Origin of the sequence: Aquibacillus albus, from assembly GCF_016908325.1 — a bacterium.
GTDB classification, from domain to species: Bacteria; Bacillota; Bacilli; order Bacillales; family Amphibacillaceae; genus Aquibacillus_A; species Aquibacillus_A albus.
The window spans coordinates 54886-69805 of record NZ_JAFBDR010000004.1; the positions used below are offsets into that span (position 1 = coordinate 54886).

The following is a 14920-nucleotide window of genomic DNA, read 5'->3' on the forward strand; positions in this document are numbered from 1 at the left end:
GTTATTTTAACTTCAGGCTTTTAAAGTACATCACCGTTTCTTTGTCCGTTTTTGTTGGTAAAGCAAATGCTTGTTGATATTGTTCATGGCCTTTTCCTGTAATAATAATCCAGTCGCCTTTTTTACTATTTGCTACTGCATGTTCAATCGCTAAGGTACGATCAGGTATGATAACACCCTTGTCATTGCCATAGGTACTATTAAGCGATTCCAATGTATGTAACATTTCCTTCAAAGGTACTGCATTTAAATCATCCATCGTCAATACATATTGATCACTTAAATCAGCAGTAATTTGAATCATTTCTTTTCTTTTTGTCGTATCCCGATTGCCTCTAAAACCGAAAATATGAATAATCCTTTGTGCCCCGGAGGAACGCGCTGTATGTAAGCAATGGAAAACTGCATCAGCGGTATGTGCATAATCAACAATGACATTTGATCCATTTTGTTGAGGGAACACTTCAAATCTCCCATCTACACCGGGGAAAGTTTTGGTTGAATCGATGATATCCTTCGTTTGTATAGATAGTTGTTGTGCTGCAGCATAAGCCATTGCAGCATTGTATAAATTATGTGTTCCCGCCATAGGAAAAGAAATCGTCTGTTGTTTCGAATTTTCTTCTATTTTAATGGTCGGATTTGGTGAAGGTTCGATTTTGCTAATAAAGTAGTCATTGTCCATCGATTGACCAACGGAAAACGTTTGGACTTGTTCATGTTGTAGCTTCTCAACCAGCTTTCTCCCCCAAATATCATCTGCATTAATAATGGCCTTCCCATCACGCTTCAATTTATTAAAAAGACTTGCCTTTGTTTCAAAATAATTTTCTAACGTCTCATGATAATCAAGGTGTTCGTGAGTCAAATTTAAGAATAAACATAAATCAAACTCCATTCCTTCTAGACGGTATTGGGACAATCCATGAGAAGATGCTTCTAAAATGACAAATTGATCCTTGCTTTTATTTAATAGATGATTGATGGTTAGCGAACTCGGTGTCGTATTCTTCGACTTCATGCTTTCTCCATTAACGATTGTCTGAATGGTTCCAATCAATGAGCAGGATAATCCATTTTCTTCTAAAATATGCTTTAAAAGATAACTCGTTGTTGTCTTTCCATTCGTGCCTGTAACAGCGATCATTACTTTCGATTTGGATGGGTTTCCATAGTAGTTTTTTGCCAGAACCCCAAGCGCCTGTCTGCTATTTTCCACCTTTATGTACGGGACAGACAAACCGCTTAATTCTTGTTCCCCAATAATCGCAGATGCACCTTTAGTTATTGCATCATCGATAAAATGATGGCCATCAAATGTATTCCCCTTTATTGCTACAAAAAGAAAACCCTCTTTTATGCTGGAAGAGGATTCCGCTATCCCTGTTATCTTTAAACGGTCTAAAGTATCGAGAGACTTGCATTCATGCTGTATATCTTTTAATACTTGTAGTAATTCCATCGAGTTGAAACTCCTTGATTCTGCTTTTTGAACAACTTTTAGATTCATTGTACACTAATTTCTATCTTAAGTATGTACAGATATCCATTTTGTAACACATATATAATGTATATGCAAAAGAGTGAATTTATTCCTTTTATTCATTAAATCGTATCTCACCAGGAACAACAATCCGATACGGAATCTCGATTACTTTGCCATTATCAAGTGTTACGTTCACCTTCATATTAATGGTGCCTGCAGCATGGAGTAGGTTTCCAGTCAGTTTATATAGTCCCTCATCAACTTTAAACGCATTTACTTTAATCCGCCAATTTGGAGGCATACTTAGTTCAACAGCAACATTTTTTATATCAGGATTATTAGCAAAATCTAACGTTATCGTGTTCAGCCCCATTTCTAATGGGGCAATTTCTACATTCAATTCTAGATCATCTTGTCGTTCTACTGGCTCCTCATATACTCCTTGCTCAGCAGCACTAGGATTGGCAGCAACTAAGCTTGCAGCAAAGAAGAAAACAAGTACACCATAGATTATTTCTGTTCTTACTCTTTTAAAAAAGGAATGAATAATTTTTCTCTTCATCTGTTTGACTATTTTCCGTTGGATATATCCGATCATCAAAAGCACTAAAAACAGAGTGACCTTGATAATCAGCGCACGCCCCCATTCGCTTTCCATTAAACTAATCCATGAAAAGGATGGAAGAAATTTAGCGGACATCCAAACGCCAGAAAATATGATGAGTATCACACTGGTCACTGCCCACTTAGAGAAGGATGGACCTACCTTTTTAAACCATTCTTGAGAGTCCTGATGTTTTGGCTTCAACAACAATGCAACTAAGCCACCCATCCATATCCCAGCAGCTAAGATATGGATCACATTTACAGTCATCGTTACATAACCGCCATAGCGAGGGTATGAAGCGTGTCCTATCATAAATGGCCATAGAAGAAGGGCCAAACCAATCATTACCACACGGAGCGTTCTTAGACATATCCCAAGGGTAATAAGGATAATCTGTAAAATAGGTATCCAAACAAATTTTATTGCAAAAAAATCTTTAAGGTGAAGCCCAGATAAGTCTAATCGATGATGTAAGATTAATAAAATAATACCAATCACACTGAGCAAATAAAACAATCGATCTATTTTCACTCTTCTTATATTTTTGTAAATAACCGTATCAAACCATGCTAGTCCAAATAAAACCGTTAACCCAATAAACGTTAACCAATAAGCCATCTGCTTTAACCCAAACGAAAAGCTAAACGTATCCGTATCGATTGTATTCTGGGTATCCCCAACAGGTCTCATTGATGAAAACTCATCGACAGCAAAATAAAAGACACCTACTCTATCCCTTTGTACCGGGCTGTCTTCTTTGTTAATGGGAGATGCATACCAGGTAATTTGATAAGTACCAGGGTCAAGCTTTTCCTTGACTGGCACCTTGATATGGTTGGGATTCTCTTCATTTATTTTTGCTTGTTCTGTTGCAATCGGTTGATAGTTATCATCAAAAATTCCAAATGCAGTGATTTCAGCAGGTTGGTTAAAGCCTAAATCAATCTGATTTGGTGCCTCATTATAGATTTTTCCATCAGATACGTTCGATTCCACTAATTCAAGCTGTTTATATTCCGATTCTTTTTTTTCTCCATCAACTGAAAAGGTAAACGCTTCTTCCACAACAAAGCCATCCTGAGCAATGACATTTATTTTTACCTTGTACTTACCAGCTTCTAACTCTTCTTCTAGTTTAGTAACGATATGCCGTTTGTCTTCAGGATCCAATTCGCTCTTCCTAGTTGGGATTTCCTTTCCTTTCGAATCCATTACTTTAATAGAGTCCCCGTGGATGACTACAGGATCTTGAAACCAAACTTGAATCTCTGAAGGTGACTTTTCCAATACGGCGTTCCCTTCCGGATAAGTTTCCTTTAATGAGGAATGAGCTTCTGCTAACGTACTAAACATTGTAAAATTAGTTGCCACAGCTATGATAAGCAACAAGCTAATCCTTTGAATTATATAAAACATAAAAAAACTTGTCCCCTTTGATCAACAAAACTAATTATTCTATTCTTTCTCACATGTCACCACGATGAATAATCCTTTATAGAATGTATGGACATTCATTATAGAAAAACTGGACCGTTCTACTAGCTTCAAAGTATCACGGTTTAGATGGCACCCATCACAAACTTTTTTCCATAACGGCGTTAACACCTCTTGGGTTTTCCCTAAAAAAGGATGACTCATTTTTACATGCTCAAAAAGTAACAGGGTAGCACCAGGTTTACTTACTCGTTCTATCTCTCTAAGGGCTTTCTCTGGATCCGGAATGGTGCAAAATACTAATGTTGCAACGACTGAATCAAACGTATTATCGCTAAAAGGAAGTTTTTCAGCTGAAACTAAATAAGTTTGAATGGGAATTTTTGCTTTTCTTTGGCGTTTTAATGACTGTTCCATCATTAGAGGGTTAGGTTCGATAGCATCTACCTGAAGTGCATTTGAATAATAGGTAAAATTAACTCCTGTTCCTGAACCAATTTCAAGCACCCTTCCAACAGCTTCCTTTAACAGGCCCTTTCTAATTCGTTTAAACTTTGTCTGCTCAAGGGGCTTCATCGCAATATCATAAAAATGAGAAAAGCCTTTCCCCATATGCATCACCTCGTCCATCCTCCATATTATTCAAAGGGGTCTGACCCCTGGGGTCAGACCCCTTTTTGCAAGGAGCTTTATTTCTTATTATTTTTTCTTTTCTTTAAAAATAAAAGATATACAATTCCTAAAATTAAAATAGGTAAACCCATCCATAGGCAAAGCTGCAGAAACGTCGTTAAATAAGTTTCGAATGACTCAGTTCCCCACATCGTTGTAGCCGAAACCGTTAGACACCCCAAGCCCATTGTAATTAGTAAAATAACGATTAACCATTCTATCTTTTTCATTTCTGTCCCCCTTACTCTGCTGCTGGGAATCTTAACTCGAATCTTGTCCCTTTACCAACCTTGCTATCTATGGAAATAGTTCCATTCTGTAGTTCAACCAAGTTTTTTACAATCGATAATCCTAACCCAGTTCCTCCAAGCTCCCTTGAACGCGATTTTTCAACGCGGTGAAACCGTTCAAAAATAAACGGGATCTCTTCTTCAGGAATCCCAACACCGGTATCCTCTATGATCACATGAACTTGATTCTTTTCGTACCATGCTTTTACATCAATAAACCCCTTCTCAGTATATCGAATCGCGTTTCCTAATAAATTCACAACAATTTGTTCTAAGCGAACCGGGTCTCCATCTATAGAAGAGATTTTCTTATCTATATCACTTCTTAAAGATAACCCTTTTTGTTCCATTTCCATACTCACTTTAAGAAGAGCCTTTTCCAATATATCATCAAGCTTTACTTTTTCGAACGCAAGATCTAGTTTGCCTTCTTCCATTTTTGATAAATCAAACAAATCATTAATTAGCCGAACTAACCGGTCTGTTTCATCTTCTATGATATTCAAATATTGTTGCTTTTCTTTTTCCGATTGATAAAGGCCTTGTTTTAATACTTGAGAATAGCCTCGCAAATACGAGATCGGTGTACGTAATTCATGCGAGATATTCGCAAAAAATTCGCTTCGATTAGATCGATAACGGTTTGTTTCCACTGCAAGGTTATTAATGGCTTTACCTAGAGAACCTAGTTCATCATCCGAAGGGACACTTACTCGGATATCCAAATTTCCTTTGGCAATTTCCCGCGTTGCTTTCTCCATCTCTAAAAGAGGATCGGACATTTTCTTTGATAGGATAAACGTAAACCCGAGCGCTAAAAACAATGCTCCGACGGCAGACAAAATGAGTAAATCTCTAATTTTTTTAACAGGCTCTTCCACATCGTTTACTGAAGCTAGAACAAAGAAGGCACCTTTAAACATACCGGACTCGATAATCGGGTGGCCTGATCCAAGATAACTACTGTTATTTTCCGCATCACCAAGTCTTTTTTGGACCGGATATCCCTCTGATAAATGCTTCATGTCCTCATTAGAAACATTTACAATCTGTGTGCCTGAATCTGCAATCACCGTACCAGATGCATCAAGAATCACAATTTCTTTGTTTGTTAATTCTGCTAAATTCATAAACATACCGATAATAGTTTCATCTTCAAGGGAAGGGATGGTACGAGCGTATTTTTGTGATAACTCCCCTATTTCTTGTTGGACTTGACTGTAATAAAAGTTAGTAAAAATTTGATTGGCAACATAGCCTAAAGGTAACAGCACTACGAAAAACAGAGCCATGATAGTTCCGCCAAGCTTCATAACAATTTTATTCATGTTATGCTCGATCCTCTGGTGTGAATAATTTGTATCCTACTCCCCAAACCGTCTTAATTGGATTAAAGGATAGCCCTGCCTTTCGAAGCTTTTCCCGTAAATTTTTCACATGCGTATCAACCGCTCTTGCATCACGGAATTCGTTGGTAGGCCATACTTTATCTAACAGTATTTCCCTTGTAAATACTCTTTTTGGATGTGCTGCAATTAAATAGAGAATATCAAACTCTTTTGGAGTTAAATCAATGAGGTGTTCGTTAAGCTTTACTTCTCTACTTTCACTATTGATGGATAGTTCACCAATGAATAAAAGGGTGTCTTCCTCTTCCATAACTGTTCGATTACTACGGCGAAGTAATGCTTTAACTCGAGCAACCATTTCCTCTGGCGCAAATGGTTTCGTCAAGTAATCATCTGCCCCAATATCAAAGCCAAATACCTTATCCTTCATATCGTTTCTTGCTGTTAACATCAAAATAGGTATGTTCTTTGTTTTACGAATGGTAGAGCACACCTCCCATCCATCGATATCTGGAAGCATAATATCTAATACCAATAAATCATAACGGGTTTGCTCAACCATCCAAATTGCATCAGCACCATTACTCGCTTCATCGATATCAAAGGTTTCATTAAGTAAATAAATCTTTATTAAGTTACGCATGTTCCATTCATCATCAACCACTAAAATTTTATGTGTCATCTACAACCCTCATTTTTTTGATTGCATTTTCTATTCTTGTGCGACACCTTCATGAACACTTTGATCCCACGTTTTTCCACCATCTTCTGAAAAGTAGATGTCCTTTTCACTAGTGGCAAGAACGAGTGAATCGCTAGTCACAGGATTTTGTTTGATATAGGTGATGACATCTCCTGCTAAATCAGGAATGCTTAATTCATTTCCTTCACCCGAGGCTAAATTTACCTGAATAAGCTCTCCTTCATCCGTGGCAACCATTAGATTATCTTGATGGTCAAAAGAAACAGCCGATACAGCATCAGACACAGACAGCTTTTGGAAGTTATCACCATAATCATCCGACTGAAAAACACCTTGATCTGTTCCGATTGCAACTGTACCAGATTTTGTTGGATGTGCAGCTAACGCCGTAGCTTGTCCTTCTAGTCCTTGTAACTGTGCTTGGTTCCACGTATCTGTTTGATCGGTAGAATAATAAAACCCTGGTTGCTCCATCCGTGAATTTTCTGATGGGTTAAAGACATAGATATCTTCTGTTTCGTAGCCTACTGTCATCCCGTGAAAATCAATTTCTTCATATAGATCAACCATTTCAATCGTTTCTCCCATATCGGTACTTTTCACAATCCCTAGTGGATTGGCTAGATCTGAACCGGGTGCAGGATGACCACTACTGTAAAATCCATCTTTAAACATAGAAAAACCCATGTAATCATGTTTTTCGCCTACTGGTGGAATCGTCCATTCTCCATCTTTGAATACTCTTAACCCATCATGGGCAGGAACATAAACTTCTTCTCCGTCACTCGAATAACCAAGCCCATGGATATGTCTAAAACTTACCTTTTCTTCCTTTCCTTCATGAACACTATCTTGTGCTGTTCCATCCAGTTCATTTGCTAGATATCCAGGCTCATTTGTAATATTTGTCATGATTAAAAACAGAACGGTTAATACAATTGAACCATACATGACCCATTTATAGATGTTTGCTTTGGCGATCCATGTTTGATGTTTTTTCCGATTCGCTTTATTTTTCATGCTAATTTTGCTTGCTTTCTGTTTTGTTAGTAAAAACAAGGCAAGAAAAACAACGAGCACTACTAGTGATGCAATTAAACCATAGCTCCAATAATTAACTGCTTGTTCCAATGCATGTTCCTCTTCCGTACCATGTGCAAGTACTTTAAAAGGTATAGAAAATAGAATAATGCCTAAAATTAATATTTTTTTCATAATTGCATGTTTCACTCCTAGCAAAATTATACTTTAAATGATCCTTTTATTACTCATCTTTACCTTAAATCAACTTCAAAAACCAGTAAAACCATTAAAGAGGCTGTTAGAAATAATCGTAATTAACTTTGACATCCAATCAAAATATAAGAAAACTCCCATGACAATCATAGTCGCCCCACCGATTTTCATAATAAGCTGATTATATTTCTTTATCCATTTCATTTTCCCAATAAAAAACGACATGAACAAAAATGGAATCGAAAAACCAAGAACGTAGGCGACCATATAAAATAGAGCTTGATCTGGATTCGAAACGCCTAAAGCGATAATCCCAGCAAGAATCGGGCCCGTACAAGGTGTCCAACCTGCAGCAAAAGCAAAACCAATCAGACTTGAACCAAGATATCCTGCTGGCCGATTCTTCAGTGTTATTCGTTTTTCTTTCATCAAAAATGAAGGTTTAAATACTCCTAATATAAAAAAACCTAAAAGTACAATCAAAATCGCACCAAGCTGTCGAACCAAATCTCCATAATAAATAAATATTTCGCCCAATAGAGAGGTCGAAAATCCTAATGCAATAAAAATAATCGAAAAACCAATTAAAAAAAAGATTGTATGCAAAAATGCTCGTTTCTGCAGAATCCCTTTTCCATTCTCTAATTCATCGATGGACATACCCGTTATATAAGATAAGAATGCCGGGTATAACGGCAAGCAACAGGGTGAAATAAAAGATAACAGGCCTGCTGTAAAAGCTAATACTATTGTGACATCTCCCATTTTATCCCCCACTTTTTTTAAAAGGTAACATTCGATGATTTACCAATAAGTCATCGTGTCAAGAACCCCTAATAGGATTAATGCCCAACCTGCCACTCGTTGGATGACTTTCCCAAACTTTCTTCCTCGTTTCATAAACTTTCCGCCTAATTCGAAATACCAAATAAGGAATATGGCAAAAAGAAAGGGGATTGATGTACCTAATCCAAATATGAATGGTAATACAGCCCCGTAGGATGTTGATAGAACGATTGGCATTAGTGTCATAAAAAATAAAATAAACATCGTAGGACAAAATGCTAACGTAAAACTAACACCTAGCAAAAAGCTTCCAATTTTACTATCGGACAAATATCGCTCAGGAATTTTCCATAGATTTAATGTCCAGCGCATACGAATAAAGCCGGCCATAAAAATTCCTATAACAACTAGTAGCGGTCCGATTGCTTTTCGCATAATAGGAATAACCTGTGTAAAACTAGCGTGGAACTCCTTACCAATCAACCAAACAATCAATCCCAACACGGAAAAAACAACAATTTTTCCTAGTACAAATAAAAAAATATTAATCCATGGTATATCTTTTTGAAGCGATCGATTTCCGTATAATGTAATTGCACCTATATTGCCGGTGAATTGGCATGGAGCTACTGCACCGACAAAACCTAATAAAAGGGCTGACAGTAATGGAGTGCCCTCCCATTGATTTGCTAAATTAAAAAAAGGACTGCTTATTAGATTACTAATATTACTAAAAAATTGATACATCGTTTATCCTCCAACTAAACCGTACTAAGCAATGATCAAATATATATTGTACGCTATAAATGTGTAGAATTTATGTGGTTTAACATTTCCTTATCCCTGTACTCCGTAATAAGCAATGCAAAGTGTTTTCTGAATCTCTCATTTTAAAAGGGGAGAAGGGAACTACTTCCCTCCTCCGTTATTTTGACCGAATTATTGATCCATCAATCTATTTAAACGTTCACTGTATTCTTCAGAACTTATTTCTCCTTGTGCATACCGTTGCCTCAGTAAATCTACAGCTTTATCAGTGTTGTTACTTGAATTTTTCCGAGATGAATTTCTAACGAGATAAACGACGAGTGCAATAATTAACCCCCAAAACAATAACATGAAGATCCCGCCACCAAACATCATAGACAAACCCATGCCATCACAATTGAAACCATTCATCATTATAAATCTACCTCCTACCTTTCTATGTCAAATACCATGTACTTATAAAAATTAATAAGTAAACGTGTTTCCTCCACCTCCATTCAACTAAAAGTTTAAACAATAATTGTGTAGTTTTTTTGAAGATTCAAGCATTTCCACTACATAGATCTAGCCATATCTGAGCCTTACAAAATGTATCGTTACAAAAAAGAGGCTACTCTTATTACGAGTAACCTCAACTCTATTCATTCATCTATTATCCAGTTTCTCGAACAGGCTTCCATCTACGTAAAAACAACGTATTGGTAACAACGGAAACAGAACTAAATGCCATTGCAGCACCTGCCAGCACTGGATTAAGCAACCCAACAGCTGCAACAGGAATTAAAAGGCTGTTATAAGCAAATGCCCAGAAAAGATTTTGTCTGATTTTACGCATCGTTGCTTTGGACAAACGGATCGTATCAACTATACCCAGTAAGTCGCCACGCATTAGTGTAACATCTGCGGCCTCAATAGCTACGTCTGTTCCTGTACCAATCGCAATCCCAATATCTGCAGCAGCTAGAGCAGGAGCGTCATTAATACCGTCACCGACCATTGCAACGACTTTTCCTTCCTTCTTCAGTTTCTCCACTTCTGCAGATTTATCTTCGGGAAGTACTTCCGCTAACACGCGGTCCACGCCAACCTGCTTGGCAATCGCTTCTGCGGTCCGTTGGTTATCACCGGTGATCATGACTACTTCAATTTCCATTTCCTTTAATTTTGCAATGGCTTCTGCTGAGGTTTCCTTCACTGTATCTGCAACAGCGATCAGACCTGCTAGTTCTCCATCAACCGCCATCAGCATAGCCGTTTTCCCTTGCCCTTCTAGTTGTGCCATCTTATTTACGAGTGATTCAAACGCAATGCCTTGTTGATCCATCAATTTTTTGTTACCAATGTGGAGGTGCTTCCCATCGACCTTCACTTCAATACCATGCCCCGGTATTGCGTAAAAGGCAGTGACATCACTTAATGAATGACCTTTTTCTTTTGCACGGTTAACAATTGCTTCTCCTAAGGGGTGCTCGGATCCTCTTTCAGCAGAACCTGCTAGTCGAAGAACCTCGTCTGGTTGAAATTTTTCTGTTGGAATAATATCCGTTACTTCTGGTTCACCTTTTGTAATAGTTCCCGTTTTATCTAAAACAACCGTATTCACACGATGTGCACTTTCTAAGTGTTCTGCACCTTTAATGAGAACACCACTCTCCGCGCCTTTACCAGTACCTACCATGACTGCTGTTGGTGTAGCTAAACCAAGTGCACAAGGACAGGCGATAACCAGAACGGCAACAGCACTAATAAGAGCTGGTGTAAAGCCAGCTATGAAATAAGTGATGATAAATGTCACCATTGCAATCCCAATCACAATTGGCACGAATATACCCGAGATTTTATCCGCTAGCTTCTGAATTGGAGCTTTTGAGCCTTGAGCTTCTTCCACCAGCTTAATAATTTGAGCCAAGGCAGTATCTTTACCTACTTTGGTTGCTTTAAATGTAAATGATCCGTGTTTATTAACCGTAGCACCAATTACAGAATCACCGACTTCTTTACTTACCGGCAAGCTTTCTCCAGTAAGCATCGATTCGTCTATTGAACTACTTCCCTCGATAATTTCACCGTCAACTGGTATTTTTTCACCTGCTCTTACAAAAATCACATCATCTACGACAACATCTTCAATCGGAACATCTTTCTCGTCCCCATCACGGATTACCCGTGCGGTTTTTGCTTGTAATCCTATCAACTTTTTAATCGCTTCTGATGTTTGGCCTTTTGCTCGTGCTTCAAGCAGTTTACCGAGAAGAATCAACGTAATAATGATGGCTGCAGCTTCGAAATAAAGTCCTGTATTAGCACCTGTAAGAACAACAGCTAGACTATAAAAATACGCCGCTGATGTTCCTAAAGCGACTAATGTTGCCATGTTAGCACTTCCACCTCGAAGCGCATGAAAAGCATCTCGATAGAAATGGCCACCTACATAAAATTGGACCGGTGTTGCTAATAGAAATTGAATCCATGGATTGATGTGATATTGAAATCCTACATTAAATCCATATTGCATTTGTAGATCAGAAATCATTTGTGGTAAAAACCATATCGAAAGCAATGCTCCTAGCAGAAATTTGTTTCTTTGCTGTTTGTATTCTTTCTCACGTGCTGCTTTTTCAGTATCCACATCAGCATCACTATCTGCTTTCGCATTATATCCAGCTTTTTCAACGGCAGCAATCAATCGATCCATATTGGTTTGGCCAGCAATGTATTCGATATTGGCTTTTTCATTTGCAAGATTAACGTTTGCATGGACTACACCGTCAACTTTGTTAAGCACTTTTTCAACCCGATTCGAGCATGCTGCACAGGTCATGCCAGTAATTGCTAAGGTAGTCTTTTCTTCACGCACGCCATAGCCGATTTTTTTAACGGTTTCCATTAATTTTTCAACCGATGTTTGATTAGAATCGTATGTCACACTCGCCTTTTCGCTTGCAAGATTGACGCCAGCACTACGGACACCCTCGACCTTCGATAGTTTTTTTTCCACACGATTGGCACAAGCCGCACAGGTCATGCCAGTGATGCCGAGAGTTATTTGTTCTTCTTTTGAATCAAGTACTTTAGCTTCTTCACTCATTATAAAACCCACCTTTTGAATAAGATGTGTAGCCATAGGAAAGGGGGTTGAGCCAGGTTTATAAACTGGCTCCTTAAACTATGCTACATCATAACCGGCTTCTTCAATTGCTTCTTTTACTTTTTCCAGTTGTACCTTGGAATCGTCGAACGAAACAGTCACTTTATTCGCGGATAAATCAACATTTACCGTCTCAATTCCATCTAACTCATTTACAGAGCTTTCAACTGCATTGACACAATGCCCACAGGACATGCCTTTGACGTCTAACGTTTTTGTTTCGACTGCCATTCATGTCACCTCCCCTATTAATTATTTCGAAAATGCGCGAAAAACTTCCATTAATTCATGTATATGGCTATCACCATTATCTTCTTTTTCTTTAACGGCTCTTGCTACACAGCCTCTTGTATGATCTTCAATAAGCTCAAGCCCGATTTTATTCGTTGCTGCTTTTATAGCTGCAAGCTGGTATAGGATTTCTACACAATAGCGGTCTTCCTCTACCATTCGATGAACACCACGAACCTGGCCTTCCATTCTTCGCAGCCTTTTCAGAAGTTTATCTTTATGATCATGGTATTTATATGTTTCATTATTCTCACCCATAAATACTATACCCCCCTTATGTATATATAAACATAATAAAAACATTTATTCAACTATCTTTCCCTTTAAAAGCAGAATTATTTTCAAAGATGAGTGGTATTCGCCGATTTATGGTCATATTTTACTTATGTGAACATCTAGGACAAGAGAAGAGAGGAGTATTAAAATGAACGCATTAGTACTCGTAGTTATTGCTTTAACTTTCATTTTCACATTAATTGTAATCATAAGGACTATTCATAACAGAAAAAGAATCACTTGTATGGCGGGTATGATGATTGCCATGGCGATGGGGATGAATGTTGGCTTAACGATTGGAGTTATTTTTGGGATTTTGTTTTCAGGCAATTTATTCATGTCTAGCCTAGCAGGGATGCTTATCGGAATGGGTACCGGTTTTGTAACTGGATTACCTGTCAGTATCATGGCAGTCCTAGATGGATTACTTTCCGGGCTAATGGGCGGGTTAATGGGAGCAATGCTTGGAGAAATGATTGCGCCAGACTATCACTCAACAATCCTAAAAATCATGTTTTTTATGTTTATTTCCATAATACTTCTACTATTTAAAATGATACACAACATGATTAATAATGAAGACAAGCACTATTTAAGTCATCCTCTAACATTAATCGGGTTGTTTGGGGTGATTTTTGTTGTATTTGAAAAATTAAATTAACGGTGCTGGCACCACCCGAGTTTTGTCTTATTTTGTCGAGGGACAAGGAACCTGTCCCTCTGTCCCTTAATTTGCCAATTCAAAAACAGAATGAATCATTTTTACTATTTCATTCACACAATCCTCTGCTTGAGGATAGATCCCATACTTGTCTATAAAAGCATGTTCCATTCCTTCATAACAAATACTTGTAACTGGAACTTCAGCTTCTCGTAATTTTGCAGCATATTTTTCTTCTGAAGGTCTTAAATAATCGAACTCTGCAATGGCTAAAAATGTTGCTGGCATTTGGGATAACTCGGCTTCAAAAATAGGGGAAAAGATTGGATCACTAGGGTCTTCATCTTTTACATAGACGTCCTTTATTAAATACATACTACCAGAAAAACCAACTAGAGATTCTTGTAACTTTGGTTTAAATGTTGGGTGTGGATGATACGTTTCAGCAGGCCAAGCAAAATCTACGCTTTTTTCTGGGTCTATACAGACAGCAGGGTATAATAATGCCTGCATTCCTATAAGATTAGAGCCCTTTTCACGGTCGAGTTTTGAGGCTGCAATCGCTAAATTTCCACCTGCGCTATCTCCCCCAACTATAATTTTAGTTGGATCAATCCCTAATTTTGACGTATTTCTACTTACCCATTTCACAGCTTCATAAGCATCGTGAATTGCTGCCGGAGCAGGATACTCAGGAGCTAAACGATAATCAACATTGATGACGACAGCAGGTGTTTTTTCTGCAATTCCTTTACACGCATTTGCTACTACACCAGGCGTTCCACCAAAAAACCCCCCGCCATGGAAAAATACAAAGGCCGGTAATAAATGGTCCTTCTGATCTTCCGGTTTATAAATATGAAAGTTAATCGTACTGCCTTCATTTTCAAACGCGTCATCTGATTCCATAATATTTGTCGATAAGTCTATGTTCGGTGAACCCATTCGTTTACGTAACTCTATCGCAAGTTTTGCAGGATCTAGTAAATCGTCTTGTGGGACATCAAAAGGATTATCTTCACTTTCTTCTTTCCTTTTTTCAGCTAAAACTAGTGGATCTAGTTCACCTTTGTTAAGCTCAGGAGACCTTTTAAAGATAATATTGGCCCCTTCTTCTTCCATTAGATTATTCTGCTTAGCTAATGCATCTAATATCTCGGAATAATTCATCGGCTACCACCTCGAATTTTTGGACGGTACTGCCACCATCCGA

General features: G+C 38.0%; 15 protein-coding genes. 1 reads left to right on the plus strand and 14 read right to left on the minus strand.

Annotated elements, in window-relative coordinates:
- Position 1: 1 nt before the first annotated feature.
- From JOC48_RS05025 to JOC48_RS05085, 13 genes are all read right to left on the minus strand, one after another.
- Positions 2-1462: a UDP-N-acetylmuramoyl-L-alanyl-D-glutamate--2,6-diaminopimelate ligase gene (locus JOC48_RS05025; RefSeq protein WP_204497981.1), complete on the minus strand. Its 1461-nt coding sequence runs from the start codon at positions 1460-1462 to the stop codon at positions 2-4.
- 136 nt (positions 1463-1598) lie between these two features.
- Positions 1599-3509, minus strand: a complete 1911-nt coding sequence (locus tag JOC48_RS05030; RefSeq protein ID WP_204497982.1) for a copper resistance protein CopC — start codon at positions 3507-3509, stop codon at positions 1599-1601.
- Between the two features lie 39 nt (positions 3510-3548).
- Positions 3549-4139 (minus strand): class I SAM-dependent methyltransferase, encoded by a 591-nt coding sequence (locus JOC48_RS05035; RefSeq protein ID WP_204498121.1) that lies wholly within the window; start codon positions 4137-4139, stop codon positions 3549-3551.
- Positions 4140-4216: 77 nt separating this feature from the next.
- On the minus strand, positions 4217-4429 hold the full coding sequence (locus tag JOC48_RS05040; RefSeq protein ID WP_204497983.1) for an LPXTG cell wall anchor domain-containing protein: 213 nt from the start codon (positions 4427-4429) through the stop codon (positions 4217-4219).
- Between the two features lie 11 nt (positions 4430-4440).
- On the minus strand, positions 4441-5817 hold the full coding sequence (locus JOC48_RS05045) for a HAMP domain-containing sensor histidine kinase (protein WP_204497984.1): 1377 nt from the start codon (positions 5815-5817) through the stop codon (positions 4441-4443).
- Position 5818: 1 nt separating this feature from the next.
- Positions 5819-6520 (minus strand): response regulator transcription factor, encoded by a 702-nt coding sequence (locus JOC48_RS05050; protein WP_204497985.1) that lies wholly within the window; start codon positions 6518-6520, stop codon positions 5819-5821.
- A gap of 30 nt (positions 6521-6550) precedes the next feature.
- Entirely contained in the window at positions 6551-7756 is a 1206-nt protein-coding gene (locus JOC48_RS05055; RefSeq protein WP_204497986.1) for a F510_1955 family glycosylhydrolase, read from the minus strand.
- Between the two features lie 75 nt (positions 7757-7831).
- Positions 7832-8542, minus strand: a complete 711-nt coding sequence (locus JOC48_RS05060) for a cytochrome c biogenesis CcdA family protein (RefSeq protein WP_204497987.1) — start codon at positions 8540-8542, stop codon at positions 7832-7834.
- Between the two features lie 39 nt (positions 8543-8581).
- Positions 8582-9310, minus strand: a complete 729-nt coding sequence (locus JOC48_RS05065) for an urease accessory protein UreH domain-containing protein (RefSeq protein WP_204497988.1) — start codon at positions 9308-9310, stop codon at positions 8582-8584.
- A 192-nt stretch (positions 9311-9502) separates the two neighbouring features.
- Positions 9503-9745 (minus strand): SHOCT domain-containing protein, encoded by a 243-nt coding sequence (locus JOC48_RS05070; RefSeq protein WP_204497989.1) that lies wholly within the window; start codon positions 9743-9745, stop codon positions 9503-9505.
- Between the two features lie 238 nt (positions 9746-9983).
- Entirely contained in the window at positions 9984-12419 is a 2436-nt protein-coding gene (locus JOC48_RS05075; protein ID WP_204497990.1) for a heavy metal translocating P-type ATPase, read from the minus strand.
- 78 nt (positions 12420-12497) lie between these two features.
- The gene (copZ, locus tag JOC48_RS05080) at positions 12498-12710 is read right to left on the minus strand and encodes a copper chaperone CopZ (protein WP_204497991.1); all 213 of its coding nucleotides are present in this window, start codon (positions 12708-12710) and stop codon (positions 12498-12500) included.
- A gap of 21 nt (positions 12711-12731) precedes the next feature.
- On the minus strand, positions 12732-13028 hold the full coding sequence (locus tag JOC48_RS05085) for a metal-sensitive transcriptional regulator (RefSeq protein WP_204497992.1): 297 nt from the start codon (positions 13026-13028) through the stop codon (positions 12732-12734).
- 166 nt (positions 13029-13194) lie between these two features.
- On the opposite strand from JOC48_RS05085, the gene JOC48_RS05090 reads away from it, so the two are divergent.
- Positions 13195-13707, plus strand: a complete 513-nt coding sequence (locus JOC48_RS05090) for a hypothetical protein (protein ID WP_204497993.1) — start codon at positions 13195-13197, stop codon at positions 13705-13707.
- A gap of 66 nt (positions 13708-13773) precedes the next feature.
- On the opposite strand, the gene JOC48_RS05095 is transcribed toward JOC48_RS05090, so the two are convergent.
- Positions 13774-14877, minus strand: coding sequence for an alpha/beta hydrolase (locus JOC48_RS05095; RefSeq protein ID WP_204497994.1), 1104 nt, complete (start codon positions 14875-14877; stop codon positions 13774-13776).
- Positions 14878-14920 lie beyond the last annotated feature (43 nt).

What these genes read in the sequence shown, in the direction of transcription:
- JOC48_RS05025 (WP_204497981.1), bottom strand. Translation starts at nt 1,462, where the DNA reads ATGGAATTACTACAAGTATTAAAAGATATACAGCATGAATGCAAGTCT.
- JOC48_RS05030 (WP_204497982.1), bottom strand. Translation starts at nt 3,509, where the DNA reads ATGTTTTATATAATTCAAAGGATTAGCTTGTTGCTTATCATAGCTGTG.
- JOC48_RS05035 (WP_204498121.1), bottom strand. Translation starts at nt 4,139, where the DNA reads ATGGGGAAAGGCTTTTCTCATTTTTATGATATTGCGATGAAGCCCCTT.
- JOC48_RS05040 (WP_204497983.1), bottom strand. Translation starts at nt 4,429, where the DNA reads ATGAAAAAGATAGAATGGTTAATCGTTATTTTACTAATTACAATGGGC.
- JOC48_RS05045 (WP_204497984.1), bottom strand. Translation starts at nt 5,817, where the DNA reads ATGAATAAAATTGTTATGAAGCTTGGCGGAACTATCATGGCTCTGTTT.
- JOC48_RS05050 (WP_204497985.1), bottom strand. Translation starts at nt 6,520, where the DNA reads ATGACACATAAAATTTTAGTGGTTGATGATGAATGGAACATGCGTAAC.
- JOC48_RS05055 (WP_204497986.1), bottom strand. Translation starts at nt 7,756, where the DNA reads ATGAAAAAAATATTAATTTTAGGCATTATTCTATTTTCTATACCTTTT.
- JOC48_RS05060 (WP_204497987.1), bottom strand. Translation starts at nt 8,542, where the DNA reads ATGGGAGATGTCACAATAGTATTAGCTTTTACAGCAGGCCTGTTATCT.
- JOC48_RS05065 (WP_204497988.1), bottom strand. Translation starts at nt 9,310, where the DNA reads ATGTATCAATTTTTTAGTAATATTAGTAATCTAATAAGCAGTCCTTTT.
- JOC48_RS05070 (WP_204497989.1), bottom strand. Translation starts at nt 9,745, where the DNA reads ATGATGAATGGTTTCAATTGTGATGGCATGGGTTTGTCTATGATGTTT.
- JOC48_RS05075 (WP_204497990.1), bottom strand. Translation starts at nt 12,419, where the DNA reads ATGAGTGAAGAAGCTAAAGTACTTGATTCAAAAGAAGAACAAATAACT.
- copZ (WP_204497991.1), bottom strand. Translation starts at nt 12,710, where the DNA reads ATGGCAGTCGAAACAAAAACGTTAGACGTCAAAGGCATGTCCTGTGGG.
- JOC48_RS05085 (WP_204497992.1), bottom strand. Translation starts at nt 13,028, where the DNA reads ATGGGTGAGAATAATGAAACATATAAATACCATGATCATAAAGATAAA.
- JOC48_RS05090 (WP_204497993.1), top strand. Translation starts at nt 13,195, where the DNA reads ATGAACGCATTAGTACTCGTAGTTATTGCTTTAACTTTCATTTTCACA.
- JOC48_RS05095 (WP_204497994.1), bottom strand. Translation starts at nt 14,877, where the DNA reads ATGAATTATTCCGAGATATTAGATGCATTAGCTAAGCAGAATAATCTA.